Origin of the sequence: Ensifer sp. PDNC004 (assembly GCF_016919405.1) — a bacterium.
In the GTDB taxonomy this organism is placed as follows: Bacteria; Pseudomonadota; Alphaproteobacteria; order Rhizobiales; family Rhizobiaceae; genus Ensifer.
Map to the genome: position 1 here is coordinate 939504 of NZ_CP070352.1, position 18640 is coordinate 958143.

The following is an 18640-nucleotide window of genomic DNA, read 5'->3' on the forward strand; positions in this document are numbered from 1 at the left end:
AAATCGGGATGGAACTAGCGATTCACATCGACCGCGTTGAGTTTCCTTGCCGCCGTCCCGAACTGCCCCAGTTGATAAACGGCGGCGCCGGCAGGCGAAAACGTGAACCGTTCGAACGGCTCGGCGATCATGTCTTCGAGGTATTTTCGGGCGGCGACACCCGTCGTGATATGCGGGTTGAAATGCTCACCGGAAGCCTCCGGAACAAACGTCGAAACATATCCAATCAATAGGGGATCGATGAGCGGATCGTCAGGCGTGGTAACGAAGGCCGCGGAGCTTCCGGTCGCCGCTGTGAACGGTCGAACGGCGTCAATCAGGTCTGCCTGCAGCTTGACCAATTCCGGCGTTCTTTCGATCACAATGCCCGCAACGCCGAGGTCATTGGTCGGGATGTAGTAGTATTTGATCGCCGCAAGCTTCATATCCGCCACCTTGGCGCTGGTAAAAACTTGGTCGATCGTGGCGTACACCTTGTCGAGGTCGGCGGTCCGCACGAAGCGTTGGATGAGCGTGATGTGGGGATTATGGGCCGCATCGAGTGGGAAGCCCGAGGGATAGGCCTTCAGCAGACGAGCGTTGTTGGCTTTAGCATGCTGGAGCATGGTTGTGTCTGGCTCCAGAAGAATATCAATCGCTGTCACATCGCTGGCCTGGAACCCCAAGGCAAGCGCCGCCGCTTCCGCCTTGCAATCCCCTGCCGGAGCGAGGCCCTTAGCAAGCACTACGGCAACTTCAGCCCTGGCAGCCTCCAAATCCGCACGAAAGGTCGGGCTTGCGTGTAGGCGCGCGACAGTGGCCGCCCCCATGAAACGGCCCCAGACCACGTCGCTATACCAGTGATGATTAACCACCATGCGGCTTTCTCCGAAGGCGCGGCCGCGCGCAAGAATCTCGTCCGCACGGTCAGGCACGATCTCTGTCAGAAGGAGTGCGAGACCCCAACCGATCGCAGTGTGTCCCGATGGGTAGGAGGGGTCCTTCGCCAGCTCCGCCCGATACTTCGGAACTCCGATGGGTTCGTTGTTCTGCTGGAACGGCCGGGTTCGGTGGTAGTAGTTCTTTGCGGTGTAGGTCGAAAGACCCAGATCACTGACTGATCGACGCAGCAACGTCGATAGATACGGAGCATTTTCCTCCGTGATTTGGGTGTTCAATGCGCATGAGAAGTCGCTGATCAGGCTCGAAAACTTCAGGTCGAAGTCATTTTCTGCCAAGGCGAACCGCGGCGTGGTGCGTAGAGCAAGGGTGTTTCGTGCGACCTCATCGTCCAGCAATTGCGCCGTGGACCCAGCTTCAGGAGGTCTGGGAATGAGCAGGAGGCTGTTCGGCAGCGCTTTCTGATCAAGGTATCCTTCCAGCCACCCCATCCCGAGTTCGGGATGAAATTCCGGAACCGTGCCAAGCTCGGTCCCCCCAAAGGAGGAGATATCCTTGGCTTCCGCAACGCTGGCGAACAGGCTGACCGTCAGCATTGCGGAAGCGGCCATTCTGAGCAACGTCAAACGGAGTACTGTGAAGTCCATGCCCGGTCCTCCTCGAGGGTCTCAATCGTCGGCGTCGTTCACCGCACTTGTGCCGCTAAAAAGCGCGGAACCCTGACGCGATCTTGAGCTGTCGCGACTTTGATATGTCATGCAACACCTCGTGCTGCGAAGTTTCGCATTGCTCGGCCTGGTTGGGAGTCCCTGCGACTATGTGACAGGTGGGCCGATTGCTCCTGCGCAATTGCCGTTGCCCGCTGTCAATGCGGAACAGGTTGCATGTCATAGACCTGGCCAGCCGATCTCAGCTGATCAAGTGTTTTTCCAGAACAGGTTCCTGCTACTTCGTCCAATATTCGCTTGGCTGTTCCATCGATGGATATGGTCCCTGCCTGACGATCTGGCGTCATATAGACGGCTACGCCATCCGGACCAATCTTGGACAGATAGAAAAACCGATGGATGCGATCCCCCTCACAATGAACCACAAAGGGGAAGGCGCCAAAGGAACCATCACCAGCATTTGCAGGAGACGTGTAAAAAGCCATGGGATCCAACAACAAGACAAGCGCGGCGAAAGTCACTTTCATAACTGTTTCGCGGCGCTCTGATCGAAACCACTTACCCGACACGATATCTCTCATTGAATAAACCCTCATAATTCGCCCACCTGTCGGGTGTGCACTGGAATATTCAACGCAATTTGACTCGTTGCCTCCGTGTTGGCATTGATCTAGCGCAACATTGATACCGACCAGTATCGCCACCTGGAATTTGATCGGAGCCGATCACTCATCCGCTTCCAAGTTTAGGCGCTTTCGGTGTTGAGGGTGGACGTCACGCGTCTTTTGTTGTGTGCGCGACGAAAGGCTCCAGGAGGGTTGAACTGAAATCGCTGCGGTCGTCGTCTCCGGCAAACGACCAGATTGGCCAGCATTCCGATCGTCCAGGGGACGCTCAGCGTGACAGCGACGGCAGTCGAACCCGGTCCCCAGTTCTGTCCGCCAAGCAAGTCGTCCCACGCCGTCGGTATAGGGAATACCGGGCCTACGCCCCAGGTAGTCTCACCTTCAGTAGGCCTGGCCGGTTGAGAAGAACAGGCTGTGGGTGTGTTACCGATCCCGAATTGTGTGACGACATCACGTTCCCGAGTATTTATTCTAGACTTGGGGCCGCATGGGCAAAGACTGCTGCGGCCCCCCGTTCGTAGCGGCCTCAGTTGCTGCCTTTGGACGTTGCGGTCACTGCCTCCATCACGCGGTCCAGGCTGAAGCTGCCGGGCTTCTGGCGCGGCGGGAATTCACGGAAGCTGGATATCCATTGACCGACGTAGGCCGCGGCGGGGGCCAACGCGAACATTCGTTCCGCCGCCCATTGCGGATGACCGGTGGATTCATCGGAAGCGCGCTCGAACGGGTCCATTCGCAGATTGGTCAGCATCGGCCAACGCAGTTCCTCGAAGGGGGTCTCCCAGACCTTGATGCCGACGGAGTTCTGCCGAAGGAAGGATAGTTTCCAGTTGTCGTAGCGCAATGCAGCGACGCTGCCCCCGTCGGTCCAGTAGAGGAATTCGCGACGTGGCGACTCCTTTACATCGCCTTTCAAGAAGGGCAACAGGTTGTACCCGTCGAGGTGAACCTTGTAGGTCGTATCGCCGATTTTGCGACCCTTCAGCAAGTCCTCCTTGACGGTGCTGTCGCCCGCCGCCGCGAGCAAGGTCGGTATCATATCCTCGTGCGCGCCCATCTCGTTGATCGTGGTTCCGGGTTTGATGACTCCGGGCCAGCGGATGAAGGTGGGAACACGGAAGCCGCCCTCCCATTGGGTGTTCTTCTCGCCCCGGAACATCGTCGTTCCACCATCGGGCCAGTTGAAGAACTCCGCGCCGTTGTCGCTGGAATACATGACAATGGTATTATCCTCGATGCCGAGTTCCTTGAGCTTGGCCAGCAGCTGACCGACGTGGCCATCGTGTTCAACCATGCCGTCGGCATAGACACCAAGGCCGGTTTTGCCTTCACTTTCCTTCTTCAGGTGCGTGAACACGTGCATTCGGGAAGAGTTCCACCAGACGAAGAACGGCTTGTTGTTCTTTGCCGCCTTGTCCATGAAATCGATTGCCCCCTCTGTGACTTCCTCGTCCACGGTCTCCATGCGCTTCCTGGTCAGCGGGCCGGTGTCCTCGCACTTCTGCTTTCCAACCGTTCCGAAGCGCGGATCGACCGTCGGATCGTCCTTGTCCGTCGCGAAGCAATGCAGCACGCCGCGCGGACCGAACTGCGCCCTGAAGGCCGGGTTTTTAGGATAGTCGACGTTCTCCGGTTCTTCCTCCGCGTTAAGGTGGTAGAGATTGCCAAACCACTCATCAAAGCCGTGCACGGTGGGCAGCATCTCATTGCGGTCGCCCAGATGATTCTTGCCAAACTGGCCGGTGGTATAACCGAGTGGTTTGAGCAAATCGGCAAGCGTGGGATCTTCTTTCTTCAAACCTTCCGGTGCGCCGGGCAAACCGACCTTGGTAAGGCCTGTGCGAATAGGCGATTGGCCTGTGATAAAAGCCGCGCGCCCGGCGGTACAGCTTTGCTGACCATACCAGTCTGTAAACATCCCACCCTGCTTGGCGATGCTGTCAATGTTCGGCGTCCGGTAACCCATCATCCCATGGTTGAAAGCGCTGATGTTGAACTGCCCAATATCATCGCCCCAAATGATGAGGATGTTGGGTTTCGCATTCTGCGCCCACGTCGGAGCGGTCGTCAGAGCGCATCCGACAAGAAGCGCTGAACTGAGGGTACTCAGACGGGTTAGAATATTCGTCCTCATAGGAATTTCCTCCCTTGCCAACAGCGGCAGAGAAAATATATTGCAATAAAAACAATATATCTTTGATATTCCTCAAAATTGATCGCCGTATAATTTAATATATATCAGGTTTTGATTTTGCGACACGGCGAGTGACTATTACGAACGGATTAGAAACTTGAGGGTCAACCGTAGGAGACGGTTCGCTATGCGCAGCAAGATGTTCAGTCGATCCAATTAAGGCCTCCGGCGGACCCCGCATCCGTTATCGGATCACAGACATGCGGCAACGGTATTTTTCGCTTATCGGTCAGCGGCTGCTGGCTCTCCGCTTCGCAGTTTCGCTTCGATCAATTGGACAGGTGTCTATTTCCTCAAACTGAGAATATAGGCCGAGAGGTCCTCGACATCTGTCTGCGAGAGCACGATGTTCGGCATGGTCGGATGGTGCTGAGCCGTCAGCCAAACGTTGAGTGCTGCCGCGGTCATTCCCGGTGTCGCAGCAACCGTTTCGAAGCTGGGCGCTTCTGCAATGGGCGACCGAGCCTGACCAGCGAGGACGGCGTGGCAGGCAGCGCAGGCCTCGGTCGCGAGCTGGCGCCCCTGCGGGATGTCCTGTGCCTGTACTGCCTGAATCGCTGCAAGTGTGGCGGCGATCATTGATACGAACGTTGCGCGCATTCGCTAACTCCTCACCCGCTGGACAGACCGTCTATTACCACGTCGACTGCCCTCGGCCCCGACGGCTGGTAAAACATCACTGTACTCACCGGCAGGACGAACGACAATCTGTCGAGAGGGCAGATGGGGTAGGCCTGCGGAAAACCGGCGTGCCCAAAAGCCAAGGCTAGATAGTTCCTCAGACTACCGGGTGCCGGGTTGCACAGTCGAGACGTCGAGCGCAAGATAGCGAGTTGACAGTGAATGAATGCGGACGCTGTCGCAGCGGACTTTCAAGTCTGCGGCCCCCTGAAGGACAAGCTACCGTCCGAGAATCCGAAGCCATACGTCAAATCAACCGGCTAAAAGCTTCCATGAATTGCCAACCGGATCGCTGCAGATGCCGTTTCCGCCTCCAAAATGAAAAGTGAGGCACTCCAATGTTCGAGATCTTCATAGCGAAAGCGAACATCGAGAACTTCAGAGGCTTGATCTCCAGGGAGAATGACCCTGCGAAGAAAGAAATACTGAAGGAACTGCTAACAATAGAAGAAGACAAATTGGCTGCCGCTCATGTTGCAAGTTCGATTCAGTCATTCCCAAAACGCGACCACTAATTCATGTACCTCGCGCTGCAGCAGACGGCGCCTCGCCTTCGACGATCATAGTCGCACTGGTCTGCCCCACAAACAGCGGAGACGGGCCGACGTGAAGCCTGATCGGGTGGGTCATGACTACAACCTTAGCCGCCGGATGAACCGCGCCGGGGTTGCCGGAAGCCGCTTGGTTAAGTTATGAAGCCATGGTTCGTCCAGCATGGCGTAATACTGCTCCTCGGCTTCGGCAGGCCGGATCTTGCCGATTGGCTCCAGAAGTCGTCGATGGTTGAACCAGTCCAACCATTCGAGGGTGGGGAATTCGACCGCTTCGAAGCTGCGCCATGGTCCGCGCCGACGGAAGACCTCGGCCTTGTAGAGGCCGTTGATCGTTTCGGCGAGGGCGTTGTCATGAGTCGCCGACGCTTCCGACGGAAGGCTCGATGCCTGCCTCGGCCACGTCCACTTCCGCCTTCTTCACACATTCCTTGAACGGCTGCGCCGTGCAGCCGATCTTGGCGGCGATCGAGGAAACCGCTACCCATCGCGAGGAATATTCGCCTTGGTGATCCAAAACCATCCGCACTGCTCGGGCCCGGACGTCCGGTGAAATTTGTTTGTTGTCTTGCTCCATCGCCTCCCCTTTCTGAGAAGATGGAGCCTCCGGCAAATCCGGCGCGGTTCACAGCAAGAAGCTAAGTTCAATCGAACTCAACTCATCAAGGGTGAGCACGCTGCAGCCGCGTAGATCAATCGGCATGGCGCATACTCCTGCTCGCACCACTGTTAAGTCAAATAAAATCCAGATCACCGACGCTGGCATTGACGCTCGTCAATGACGGGATTGAGGCAGTGGGAAAACTCTTGAGGAAAGGATGGCCCGTTTCACCAACTGGCAGGGTAGATCATTATGGCTTCTGCTTACGTCGTCGGCCCAATTGACGCTTCCCAGATCGAGCGGGCATATTGCCTGGTCTCTGCCGTCGGCTACGACATCGATGTCGATGGGTGGCGACAGGTGTGCGCAACAAATCTCCTGCGGAATTATCCCTCTCCTTATGTCGAAGACATTGTGGTTGTCGAGGATCCGCGCGGTTATGTCAGGGGGATTGCGATACTTCGCGCCAGGCATAGTGAGCGGCTTGGCCGATACCTCTCCGTTCCAGTTTTCGCAAGCATCACTGCCGCTGATGCGCGCGGGGTGTGCGAGACACTGCTTCGATACATAAGAACCGCAGCCCGCAAGAAACAATGTAACGCCATTCACATCGCCAGTCTGCGAACCAACCGGTGGCCGGTTGGGGCGGGAGAAACTGAAATGGAGTTCGACGGTATCCTTATCCCGCTTCGTTAGGTATATCCCAGCATTCCAAAGGATATTTGTGCGGCGACTTGTCAAACTTTTTATCTGACCGCCCGCGCACTGAACGTGTAGCCGACCCGCCTTACAGATTTGATGAGGTCGGGCTGACGAGGGTCCTTCTCGATCTTTCGGCGAAGCCTGGCAATCTGAGCGTCAATCACGCGATCGAAAGCTTCACGTGATCGGCCCCGCGTCAGGTCGATCAAAATCTCTCGGTTGAGAACGCGGCCGGCATGTCTCACCAAGGTGCAGAGCATTTCGAACTCGCCCGTCGTCAGCGCGATCTCCCGGCCGTCTTTCGACGTCAAACGACGGCAAGCTACGTCGAGACGGAATTCTTCAAAGAAGAAGGGCTCTTCGGCTTGGGCTTCATGAACGGTTCCGGTAGCAGGTCGGCGGCGGCGAAGAAATGCCGTTACAATCTGTTACACTGTAGCACGATTTGTAGCAGGCACGTCGATATCGCTTCACGCAAAGATGTTGAAATCCTCCCCACTCAGCGTCAGGTGGAGGATGCGCGATGTCCCTTCAATCAGTTGCCACGCAAGGCGGCCCTAGAGCATTGGAGTACTCCTTTGTACCTCCTGACTTGTCTTCCGTCTTCAACCTGCAGCCTGTCATTGAGGCTGTGCCAGGTCAGGCGCTTTTTTGGGAAGGGGACGATGCCCAATACGTCTTCCAAGTCGAAGATGGCCTTCTGCGCGCGTTGCGCCTGCTTGCAGATGGCCGCAGGGTTATCGTGGGTTTCTTGCGACCCGGTGATCTCCTGGGCGTCTCCCACAAAGACCGCTACCTCTACACGGTTGAAGCAATAACGGAGGCGAGACTGCGTCGATACCCCCGCAGCCGCTTCGAAGACGATGTCGCGCGCCAACCGCACTTGCGCGGGCAGCTTTTTTCCAAGCTCTGCGACGAAATGACGGCAGCCCAGGACCAGGCAGTGCTGTTGTCTCGTCGGAGCGCCGACGGAAAAGTTGCGAACTTCCTGCTTCTTATGGCCAGAGACGGCGAGGGTGAGCGGACCGCCTTTATCAATCTTCCAATGACGCGGCTCGATATCGCCGACTACTTGAACATGACGATAGAGACGGTATCTCGAACGATAACCAAATTTGCGAGCAAGGGCATTATCATTGCCCCCGACAGGCGCTCGATCATGGTCTTGAAGTGGCATGGGCTCCAATCGATTGCGGACGGTGACGACACTGATCTCGGTTTGGCTCAGGTGAATTCCAAGGTAGCACGAGCCGGGCTCGCTCGATAACGTGGCGGTTGATTATGACGCAAACGAAGGTCAGGAAAGTCGTCAGTCTCCTGGAAGGGGCAAACCTGATCGTGAGAGAGGCTGACGGGACGATTAGACATTGGAGCCGCGGTTGCGAGCAACTGTACGGCTGGTCACGGGAAGAGGCCGAGGGTGAAGTGGTCCACGATCTACTTGCGACCGCATTTCCCGAGCCGGCCGACGATATCCACGCGCATGTCACCGGAAAGGGGTCATGGTCCGGGGAACTGACCCAGAAGTGCAAGGATGGCAGCACAGTGTTTGTTGCAAGCCATTGGGCCAGCCTTCCAAACGGTCAAAGCAGTTCCATTGCTCAGTTTGACAGTGACATCACCAACTTGAAGCACGCACAGGCCGATCTCGTGTCGAGAGAACTTCATCTCAAGTCTATCCTGGACACTGTCCCCGAAGCGATGGTGGTGATCGACGAGAAGGGGCTGATAGCATCCTTCAGCGCGGCGGCTGAACGGCTTTTTGGATACTCGGAAACCGAGGTGCGTGGGTCGAACGTCAAGATGCTCATGCCGACACCCGATCGCGAGGCGCATGACCGTTACCTGGAGAACTACCTGCGCACCGGCGAGCGACGAATTATCGGCATCGGCAGGGTGGTCACCGGCAAGCGCAAAGACGGCACCACCTTCCCTATGGAATTGTCGGTTGGCGAGGCCCGTTCCCCCGGCGGCCGTATTTTCACCGGCTTCATACGGGATCTGACCAGCCGTCAACGCATCGACGAAGAGTTGCGACAGGCACAGAAAATGGAAGCCGTCGGACAACTTACCGGCGGCCTTGCACACGACTTCAACAATCTGCTTACGGTCATCATCGGTAACCTGGAGATGATTGAAGCTCGCCTTACCGATCAAAACCTGGCCCCTCTATTACGGGAAGCTCAGGCGGCAGCCGACGACGGCGCAAAGCTCACGGCGCAACTTCTGGCCTTTGGCCGACGCCAGCCGCTTGCTCCGAAGCTGGTTGACGTTGGTGAGCTTATCAGCGGCTTTGCCAACCTCTTGGGGCGAACGCTCGGTGAGACGGTCGAGTTGTCCACAATGATCCAAGGCTCTGACAACGTCGTGCTTGTCGACGTCTCGCAACTTCAAAATGCGTTGTTAAACTTGGCATTGAACGCGCGCGATGCAATGCGGTCGGGCGGCCGTCTCTTAATCGAGATCTGCAAGGCGAGCCTGGATCAAGACTACGTCCTCATGTATCCGGACGTCCGCATGGGACAATATGTCCTGATCACCGTCAGCGATACGGGCGTGGGCATGTCGGAGGATGTCCGACGGCGTGCGTTTGAGCCATTCTTTACGACCAAGGTCACTGGAGCCGGTACGGGACTCGGCCTTAGCATGGTGTATGGTTTCGTCAAACAGTCTGGGGGGCACGTTCAACTCTACAGCGAGCCGGGCAGAGGCACGAGCGTGCGGCTCTTCTTGCCTGCTGAGACGGGAAAGTCTCAGGATGAGAGGCCCGCAACGGTGCCGGATCAACCAGCCGCCGAGCTGCCTCGCGGGCACGAAACCATTCTCGTCGTCGAGGACGATGTCCGAGTTAGACGCATCGTCGTGGCGCGGCTCTTGGACGCTGGCTATAGCGTTTTGGAAGCCGAAACCGGCACGCAGGCGCTCCAGCTTCTCGCGGATAACATGGAGGTTTCGCTGGTGTTCACGGATATGGTTATGCCGGGCGGCATGACCGGCGCTGAACTCGCCCACCATGTTCGCAAATTCCGCCCGGGGATAAAGATCCTTCTCACTTCGGGATATGCCGCGGCGAATGTCACCGAAACGGACCTTCCCGACGGCTCGGCATGGTTGCTGAAACCTTATACCGCCGCTGAACTTGCCCGGCAGCTTCGGCAATTACTCGACTGATCGGCTTCGCGTCGCGATGCTGTCATCTACCACCTTGCGTCGGAAATCTCAGCGGTTTGACAAGGTCCAATCCTGAGGCGATCGGCGCCTGCGCGCCGCTTGGGATTTTGTTCTTTGACGACCGTCAATGCCATGGGCGGCCCGTTGCGTGGCGCGGTCGCATGTCGTTGGCTAAGCAGCGCTCGCCCTACGCTTCCGAGCCCGCCCGCCGTATGCCCGCATTTCCGGACTTCCAATACTACGATGCTATGATGGTATCGTTTCGAATTGGAGACAGCCATATCCGAGCCGAACAAGCTCTAGCAAAGCGACATCATTACCTGCAGAAGCTGCCGCTCATCGACACTGCGACGATGGCCCGATCGAAGTGGCCTTGAAACCGAACGGCTGCCGTGACCTTGCAAAAGGTGCTCATCCGGTTCCTTGCCCAAACCTCATGTTTCCCGACCGCAATGGTCTCATGTGAAGGAGCGGCGCAATGACCTCCCGCTTGATCTTCTGCCTGCTTTTGGTCGCCCTATCGGCCGTTCTTGTCTGGGCGTTCAGGCCCCCTCAAGGCGACGCCGGGACCCGCCCGCCGTGTCGCATCTGATCACCCGCACGGTCAAATGCTCCCGATAAGGGCTTGGCTCCATCCGGCCCAACAAGACCGACGCCGAGGCGTCTGCGCGCATATCCGCCGGCAATGGCGCTGAAATAAGCTATTTCATCCAGGCCGAAAGGTGCTTTCGAATTTGAGCGAGATGCCAGCCCCAAATTTCCCGGGCTGCCGCCATCCGTCCTCCGTCCCAAGGGGCTGCTGAAAATCACTGCAGAAATCAGGGACTGGCGGCGGAAGATTACAGTCAGACCCTGGTGCACGGCGGCGATCAAAGGTGAACGTCTGATCCTGATCGCCGCCGAGCATCTTTCTTTCGCTATTGGCGCAGCGCTGAAATGGTCGAGCCGGTCCGGGCGTACACGATGAATTCGTTATTGCTGACAGTCAACATATAGAGGACAATGACAGTCTTCGAACAGAGAGGCGGCAGCCATTGGACTTCGAGAGAATCGGCCGAGCGCGTCTGATGATGCGGCTGCCACGGCACCGCAAGCAACTCTTAGAACTGCGGTTTCTGGCGCTGAGCACACTGATCGAAGCCTATGGCGTGGCCGTGGTCACTCGCGACGAGTTGAGCGAGCATGCCATGTCGAATGAACCGCTAACGGCCGAATATGCCGATAAATGCCAGGCGATCGAAGACAAGGTCGTGATGTTGCTTACCAATATCAGTCCTCGTTTCATCAACTAAAGCATGTCGCGGGTTTTGAGATTCAGGATTGAACTAAGCCGCTATCGCGGCGAATGGGGCCGACTTTGACCGGAGCCTCCTGACTGATTGAATGGTGGTGTTGCAACCCACCCTTCAGGCAGGAGGTCCAGATGGCTGAGCTTAGCCCTCTACGCCGCCGGATGATCGAGGACATGACGGTCCGCAATCTGTCTCCGGCAACCCAGCGATCCTGCATCAACGCCGTTCAGAAGTTCAGCCGCTATTTCGGTCGGTCACCGGATCGGCTTGATCTTGAGGATATTCACGCCTTCCAGGTTCATCTGGTCGCGACGGGGATATCCTGGGCGTCACTGAACCAGATCGTTTGCGCTCTCAGGTTTCTCTATGGCATCACGCTGGGCCAGAATGATGTGCCCGAGCGGATCCCGTATGGGCGTAAGCCGCGCACGCTCCCGGTTGTTCTGTCGGCTGATGAGGTCGTTCAATTCCTCTAGGCCGTTTCCAGCCTGAAGGCGCGGGTGGCGCTGACGTGCGCCTATGCGGCGGGTTTGCGGGTCGGGGAAGTCTGCGGGTTGAAGGTGGAGGATATCGACAGTTACCGGATGGTGATCCATGTCCGTCAGGCGCTCGCGCACCCATGCGCCATGCGCATTCAGATTGCCGCCACCATCCTGTTCACTCTCGGGGGCCAGCCTGCCGCCTGGATTCACGATTACACCCCGAAGACGGTAGTGACCAATTTCGAGTTTAAATCGGAGCAGCCGCTTTAGTGTTTCAACATAGCTCATGGCAGTCCGCCTCAGTGGCTGCAGGTCATTCCCCGGTCGATCGGTCCAAGATTGCCTCCGCCGTCGTGCGGCGGCTTGTTGCCGGGCGCGATCTCGTTTGTGATGATGATGAAGACGATGCCGATATGCGGCAACGCTAAGAAACGGCGATCTAAGCAGGAAACGGCGGGCATCCGCAAGAAGCCAAGCAGGCTTAAATCAATTCAAATAGCATGCCAGAGAATTAGGGTTATTCAAGGTCACTCAAGGTAGAGGTCTAGAGATTGAGGCCGACCGTTGACGGCCAACCGGTCGCGACCGATTGAATCTCGCTGGCTCGTGAGCGAAGCTCAATTAGCGGCGGGGAGGCAATACCAACTCTTGCCTATCGTCCTCATTTTCTGACGCCATTAACAATCTTCCTGCCGCAACAGCTCGGAGGCTTCCCATGACGGACATACAACCTTCAACCCTTGACCAAGTCCTGGCCGAACTGATCAGTGGCCAGATTGAGCAGCGCCACATAAACGAGCTTCGGGCCATCCTCTCAACGGGTAATGAAATCACGATGCACGGAACGTTCACCGTTGGGCGCGACTTCATCATTTACAAAACCGCTAAGGATAACAGTGGAAAGTGGGCAATGACGCCCTTTTCCCACATAGTGCAACTGGTAATTTGACTGGACTCTGGCGCTTGCCTAATCGCGACTACGTAGCGAGAAACCGTGGTACACTTGGCGGGTTGCCATGCGGCGACCGGACATACCGGACCCTCCCTCACCGCACGGACCGCGAGGCCTTAAAGGGCGCTTGCGCGTCTAATTGCCAGAAGTTCCGGCTCAGCTCCGCGGACGAAGCTTGCGATCGCTGTATGCTGCTCGGCGTGCGTGGTCGCGGCGCTGCCGTGACGTATTTGGCCCATAGTGCTTCCTCTCATTCATCGGAAAAGATCGCACCATCAAAACCTGGGATCAAACACCCAGACCCCGGCTGAGCGACGGCGCCTCGCATATCGGCCGCGCACATGTTGTCTTCGACGGATGAGAAAGTCTCAGCCCCTGCGATCTGATCATTATCGTGGGTCACTCCCATGCCCCACATGATTGCTGTGTACGCTTCGCCGTGGCCGTCACCGTCCACGCCGCAACACTCAATATCGGGCGGGAACTCCCCTTCCTGGAGCCGGACTTTCAATAGCTGGACGCACCAGCTTGTCCTAGCGCACCTCATCCTTATCGCCGCGCTATAGGTTCTCCACATTCGACCTCATTGACGCGGATCAATGCACAACTGCAGCGAATGCGGCAAATAGGTAAACCTGCGAATTTCGCATGTTCGCCCTGTAAGCCAGGTCTCCGCAGAAATGGGCTAGATTTCTTGGCGATGGCTGGATCGTGTGGAAGATGGGAAGTCGCTATGCATTCACGCGGGAAGAATTTAGAACATCGGGCCGATGCAGGTAGCCCCGCCCCACTAATCTCGTTGCGGAGTACTGGGGGTGTCGACAACGACTTAGTGAATGGCTCGAATGTTTTGAGCAAGCTTAACGCTCGGGAAGTGCGAGAGCAGGCCGGCAGAGCGCTTAGAGAGAAGGTCGGTCGAGCAGCACACAGCTTCTGGAAGCATCCAGAAGGTCGCCAGGACCCTATAGCAACCCTTCAGGCTGCTGATATTGATCGTATTCCCGAGCTTGTTCCGATCCGATACGGACGAATGCTGCAATCACCCTTCGCGTTTTATCGCGGTACGGCCGCAATCATGGCCGCAGATCTTGTCGCAACGCCATCAACTGGGATCTCCGTACAAGCCTGTGGTGACTGCCATTTGGCGAACTTCGGAGGCTTTGCCACTCCCGAACGAAACATCATTTTCGACATCAATGATTTCGACGAAACCTTGGTCGGCCCCTGGGAGTGGGATGTGAAGCGGTTGGCGACGTCATTTGTACTTGCGGCGCGCGTGAACGGCCACACGGAATCGGATGCCAGGGAAACCGCCATTGCTTGCGCACACGCCTATCGAAAGCATCTCGCCAGATATTCCAAGATGCACCCGATCGATGTTTGGTATTCGCACATCACGGCGGAAAACCTTTTCGACTTGGCCCATGAACGGGGCCGTATGAAGAAGCGCGTCAAAGAAGCAAACCGTCAACACGGCTCCGAAGTCGAGATGTTGAAAATCACAAATGTCGTCGGTGGAAAATTGCGGATCCACGACATGCCTCCGCTGATCTTCCATCCAAAAGCAGCGAGTGCGTCCGAGTTTGACGAGACTGTAAGAGAGACGTTCCGCGCGTACAGTGCCTCACTTTCGGACGAGCGCAAGACGTTGCTTGAATGGTACGAACTGGTCGACGCTGCGATGAAGGTCGTTGGCGTAGGCAGTGTGGGCCGACACTGCTGGATCGTGTTACTGATGTCCGCATCGAACGATCCTTTATTCCTACAATTCAAAGAAGCCGCCCCATCATGTCTCGAAGCATATATCGGCAAAAGCGGCTTTTCTCATCATGGTCAGCGCGTCGTAATGGGTCAGCGCCTCATACAGCCGGCATCCGACATGTTCCTAGGCTGGGTCACCGCTTCGGTGTCCGGTAGGCAATACTATGTTCGACAGTTGCGGGACGTGAAAATAAAGCCGCTTGTCGAACAATTCGACACTGAACTACTGCTCAGTTACGCAGAGGCTTGCGGATGGGCGCTGGCGCTGGCCCACGCCAGATCCGGAGACCCGGCAGCAATCAGCGGATACCTCGGCTCGAGCGACGAGTTTGATGAAGCAATTGGCAAATTCTCCGCTTTCTATGCCGATCAGACCGAGAAGGACTTCGCAGCTTTGAAGACCGCGGTCCATCGGGGTCGCATCCCAGCCGATCTGGAGAACTGAGATCAACAACTGGCGCGCATTCTGAAACATCAGGCAAGCCCGACCGTGGGAAGAGGGCACGACAATGACAGGCGACTCCAGGAATTTCAAAGGCGTCCCCGAGACCCTTCGCTTTGACATCGTCGCGGGGCTGACCGCAGCGGCGGTTGTTCTACCCAAAGCCATGGCTTACGCGGGGGTCGCTGGCCTTCCGGTCGAAGTCGGGCTCTATACGGCCCTCGTTCCCATGACCGTCTACGGCCTGCTTGGTTCGTCCTGCGTTCTTAGCGTCAGTTCCACTGCAACGCTCGCCATTCTGACGGGCACTGCAATCAGCGGGGTTGTTCCCGATGGAAACCCGGCGCAGCTGCTGACCGCGACTGCCACCCTGGCAACGCTCGTGGGTGGCCTGTTGCTGCTAGCCCGGCTCCTTCGTCTCGGTTTTGTCGCCAACTTCATCTCAAGCCCGGTGCTGACGGGGTTCAAGGCCGGCATAGGTCTTGTCATACTTCTTGACCAAGCCCCCAAACTGCTTGGGCTTCATATCGCGAAGCAATCCTTCTTCTCCGATTTGCTGACACTCATCCACCATCTGCCTGAAATTTCTCTCCCGACGCTCGCTTACTCGTACCCCCTTTCTAATCAACAACTTCATTCACAAATCCTCCCCAACCCTTCTTCAACAATCTTTCTTTATTCAACTCCTCTTCTTTCATCATTTACAAACCTCTAAATTCTATACCCAATATTTAACACCCTTTTCTACTTAGAACTCACTTTACCCCCTCCCCCCCCCCCCCCCCCATTATTTTTTTTAACTCATTCCCATTAATTTTAATAAATTAATTTCATCATATCTCACTCACGCCCCCACCCCAGGAGAGAGAGACTGTGTGCTGTGTGTGTCCCTATTTATCATCGCTCCAACTCGCCCCATCTCAGATATCACTACGCACGCATTCATATTATCTCGTCTCTCCATCAAAATGATATTGTGTGTGAACAGAGCACTTTTATTCCCACGATATATAACGCTGTGGAATGTGTATAAGGGATGGTAGGGCGCACGCGCTCGTGTGTGTGTGTGTGTCGAAATTATGATGGCTCGCCTTGCCGCCCACCCGCTAAGATATATAGACATTGGTCATGGTCGCCCTTGCGCCACTGCTTGGCTTGCTTCCGAACGCGACATTGGCGGCAATTGTGATTGTCTATTCCGCGCCACTCATCAAACCAGGCGAGTTCGTCGCGATCCGACAGATACGTCGAATGGAGTTTCGTTGGGCAATCGTGGCCACGATAGGTGTACTCGCTTTTGGGACGCTGCAGGGCATTGTCATCGCGATCATAATGTCGCTGATCGGACTAGCCAGCCAGACCGCCTATCCACCAGTCTACGTGATCGGACGAAAGCGTGGCACGAATGTGCTGCGGCCACTCTCGAGCGAGCACCCTGACGACGAAACTTTCCCTGGACTGTTGATCCTGCGCCCTGAAGGGAGGCTGTTCTTCGTGAATGCGCAGAACGTTGCTGACCATATCACGAGCCTCGTGGCGCAATACAGGCCGCGCGTGCTCGTACTGGACTTCAGCAGGGTGCCGGACGTCGAGTACTCGGCGCTCCAGATGATCCTCGAGGGGGAAAGGCGGGCAAAAGAGCAGAATGCCACGGTCTGGCTTGCTGGTCTGAACCCCAGCGTACTGGACGCCGTGCGACGAGCAAAACTGGACGTTCTGCTCGGAAAGGAGCGTATGCTCTTCAACGCCGAGACGGCAATCGAGAAGTATCTGACAATATTCGCAACGACGTCTGATATTATGACCGATGCATCGAACTTTATTTCGCCGGCAGAACAAAGTAACAAACCTTGAATGATGAAGGCCAAGCAGGGAGACGACGATGATAGACAGGATCGGCGACCCGTTTCTGAATAACGTTGCCTTGGTTCTGCTCCTTTTTATTGGGGTTATGATTTTTTATGGGATAATTGCAGTCCACGATATTCCCTACAAGATCGCGGAAAAGAGGGAGCATCCCCATCAAGATGCGATTCACGCCGCCGGCTGGGTCAGCTTATTCACTCTCCATGCTCTCTGGCCCTTTCTTTGGATTTGGGCGATGGCTTACAAGCCGGAGCGCGGATGGGGATCGGCTGGGGTCAACCTTCGACGCCTGGGGTGGGTCAAAGCGAGGCGTCGCCCCCTGTGCAGAACGATTCCGGGATATGACGACAGCGAGATCTTGGGTCAACCGCATCAAATTGTCTTCACCCGAAGATCACGAGACCGGTGAGCCATGAATGCCAGGCGTAGAGCATCGCTCGCAGAAAGGGCTGAACAATCGAGCGGAGAATTCTCACGTGCAGCTTCGAAAGCGAGAGCGGATCATGCAGGGCTTCCGATCCGTAGGAGGCTTGCAATGTTTCATCTCGTTCTTTTCAGAAGTCAGAAATCTTTTCGTACCGCGCAACAAGGGCGCTCAACCCTACCCATCCATATTCATCGCATCCGCGCAAACAGCACCACATTGGAAACGCGTGACGGGAGCGATTGCCTAAGTTCACCGACAAGCGACTTTACGGCCGTTGATCAAACAACGCGACATCGCTGCTTGCGCTATTGGGATTATGCAGGGCGCGTCGTCAAGGGTGAGGAACCAGTGCCGGTTCAGGCATTCAGAGCACCACAAGCCCCGTGGTCGCTAGTAAGACGTGCCGCGAGAAGGGCATAATGGTTCATCTCGGCAACGCTCCAGCGCTCGAATTCCTCTACTAGCGCCGGCCTTACGCCGCGTCCGGCATCGATGAGGCCGACGCTGCTGAGGTACGAAAACACGTTGCCCACATGGGATTTCGACACCTGGAACCGTTCGGCGAGCGGCTCGAGCGTCAGCAGTGGCACCGGGCGTCGCGCCTCGCTTGCGTAATGCGCCGCCATCAGGGCGACCAGCACGGGATAGCCACAGTCATAATTCGCCATGGCGGCGATCGTCGGAAAGGGCGAGATAACCGTCCCGCCCGCAAGGATCTGCCGGGCAGACAGATGGATGATCGCACCGATCCGTTCCACCGAACCAGACAGGAAGGCGGCATGCGCAGTGCCGGCAATCCGGTCATGGGCCGCAAGAAAGGCGAGGATGGAGCGACCGATTTCCTCGACTAGCACCGGTTCGGGTCGAAGGAGCGTCTGACGCCGGTCGACTGCCACGGGCTCGGAGGTGACGAAGCCTGCCGTTTTCAGCACGCCGACGAAATGGGTGGTGTGGCGGGGGCTGAGGCTCGACAGCCTCTTTAGCCGAGAGAGGGTCGGAAGCGCCGGGTCGTCGCCAAGCCAGCCGTAGTAGTTGTGGATCAACATGTAGGCCGCGTAGTAGCGGCCGAACTGGTTCAGCAGCTTGCGCACGGGCCAGCGGGAGGGCGAAATGGCGATAATCGCCTCACAATATTCGGCAAGCGCGATGGAGAGCATGGGCGAAGTTTCATCCGTAACTGCGTCTATTAATACGCGAATAAAAATAGGTGCAAACTTTGGATTGGTAGGACCATGGCCACTGCGCGATAAGGCACGAGAGACGGAGCAGGCGTCGCGTTTTGCGTATGCCGAGCGGGGTGCAAGCATTGATGGGAAACAAGCGGCCTGGAAATATAAACTCCATA

12 protein-coding genes and 5 pseudogenes are annotated in these 18640 nt (G+C 56.6%); 9 read left to right on the forward strand and 8 right to left on the reverse strand.

Going from position 1 to position 18640, the window contains the following annotated elements; all coding sequences use genetic code 11:
• Nucleotides 1-14: 14 nt before the first annotated feature.
• The 6 genes and pseudogenes from JVX98_RS04115 to JVX98_RS04140 form a co-directional block, all read right to left on the reverse strand.
• Entirely contained in the window at nucleotides 15-1526 is a 1512-nt protein-coding gene (locus tag JVX98_RS04115) for a phosphatase PAP2 family protein (protein WP_246764793.1), read from the reverse strand.
• A 218-nt stretch (nucleotides 1527-1744) separates the two neighbouring features.
• Complete coding sequence (locus tag JVX98_RS04120; RefSeq protein WP_192451275.1) at nucleotides 1745-2128, reverse strand: hypothetical protein; 384 nt, start codon at nucleotides 2126-2128, stop codon at nucleotides 1745-1747.
• 571 nt (nucleotides 2129-2699) lie between these two features.
• A complete protein-coding gene (locus JVX98_RS04125) occupies nucleotides 2700-4307 on the reverse strand; it encodes an arylsulfatase (protein ID WP_205235895.1) in 1608 nt (535 codons plus the stop codon).
• 345 nt (nucleotides 4308-4652) lie between these two features.
• Nucleotides 4653-4967 carry a c-type cytochrome gene (locus JVX98_RS04130; RefSeq protein ID WP_192451273.1) on the reverse strand — a complete coding sequence of 105 codons (315 nt, stop codon included), beginning with the start codon at nucleotides 4965-4967 and terminating at the stop codon, nucleotides 4653-4655.
• Nucleotides 4968-5680: 713 nt separating this feature from the next.
• Nucleotides 5681-6002, reverse strand: a pseudogene (locus JVX98_RS04135) (integrase core domain-containing protein); the annotation flags it as partial.
• A gap of 944 nt (nucleotides 6003-6946) precedes the next feature.
• Nucleotides 6947-7324: pseudogene (locus tag JVX98_RS04140) on the reverse strand (winged helix-turn-helix domain-containing protein); the annotation flags it as partial.
• A gap of 101 nt (nucleotides 7325-7425) precedes the next feature.
• Here JVX98_RS04140 and JVX98_RS04145 point away from each other — a divergent pair.
• The 4 genes and pseudogenes from JVX98_RS04145 to JVX98_RS04160 form a co-directional block, all read left to right on the forward strand.
• Nucleotides 7426-8169 carry a Crp/Fnr family transcriptional regulator gene (locus JVX98_RS04145; RefSeq protein ID WP_192451270.1) on the forward strand — a complete coding sequence of 248 codons (744 nt, stop codon included), beginning with the start codon at nucleotides 7426-7428 and terminating at the stop codon, nucleotides 8167-8169.
• 14 nt (nucleotides 8170-8183) lie between these two features.
• Complete coding sequence (locus JVX98_RS04150) at nucleotides 8184-10073, forward strand: PAS domain-containing sensor histidine kinase (RefSeq protein WP_192451269.1); 1890 nt, start codon at nucleotides 8184-8186, stop codon at nucleotides 10071-10073.
• 1034 nt (nucleotides 10074-11107) lie between these two features.
• Entirely contained in the window at nucleotides 11108-11365 is a 258-nt protein-coding gene (locus tag JVX98_RS04155) for a hypothetical protein (protein ID WP_192451268.1), read from the forward strand.
• A gap of 131 nt (nucleotides 11366-11496) precedes the next feature.
• Nucleotides 11497-11967: pseudogene (locus JVX98_RS04160) on the forward strand (tyrosine-type recombinase/integrase); the annotation flags it as partial.
• A 179-nt stretch (nucleotides 11968-12146) separates the two neighbouring features.
• Here the strand turns inward: JVX98_RS04160 and JVX98_RS04165 are convergent.
• Nucleotides 12147-12308, reverse strand: coding sequence for a hypothetical protein (locus JVX98_RS04165; RefSeq protein ID WP_205235896.1), 162 nt, complete (start codon nucleotides 12306-12308; stop codon nucleotides 12147-12149).
• A gap of 254 nt (nucleotides 12309-12562) precedes the next feature.
• On the opposite strand from JVX98_RS04165, the gene JVX98_RS04170 reads away from it, so the two are divergent.
• From JVX98_RS04170 to JVX98_RS04195, 5 genes and pseudogenes are all read left to right on the forward strand, one after another.
• Nucleotides 12563-12796 (forward strand): hypothetical protein, encoded by a 234-nt coding sequence (locus JVX98_RS04170; protein ID WP_192451267.1) that lies wholly within the window; start codon nucleotides 12563-12565, stop codon nucleotides 12794-12796.
• A gap of 853 nt (nucleotides 12797-13649) precedes the next feature.
• The gene (locus tag JVX98_RS04175) at nucleotides 13650-15005 is read left to right on the forward strand and encodes a DUF2252 domain-containing protein (RefSeq protein WP_246764794.1); all 1356 of its coding nucleotides are present in this window, start codon (nucleotides 13650-13652) and stop codon (nucleotides 15003-15005) included.
• A gap of 64 nt (nucleotides 15006-15069) precedes the next feature.
• Nucleotides 15070-16856: pseudogene (locus tag JVX98_RS32650) on the forward strand (SulP family inorganic anion transporter).
• Nucleotides 16857-16884: 28 nt separating this feature from the next.
• Nucleotides 16885-17277 (forward strand): DUF3302 domain-containing protein, encoded by a 393-nt coding sequence (locus tag JVX98_RS04190; protein WP_205235900.1) that lies wholly within the window; start codon nucleotides 16885-16887, stop codon nucleotides 17275-17277.
• A gap of 7 nt (nucleotides 17278-17284) precedes the next feature.
• Nucleotides 17285-17542: pseudogene (locus JVX98_RS04195) on the forward strand (DDE-type integrase/transposase/recombinase); the annotation flags it as partial.
• A gap of 109 nt (nucleotides 17543-17651) precedes the next feature.
• On the opposite strand, the gene JVX98_RS04200 reads toward JVX98_RS04195, so the two are convergent.
• Entirely contained in the window at nucleotides 17652-18452 is an 801-nt protein-coding gene (locus JVX98_RS04200) for a hypothetical protein (protein ID WP_192451263.1), read from the reverse strand.
• Between the last annotated feature and the right edge of the window lie 188 nt (nucleotides 18453-18640).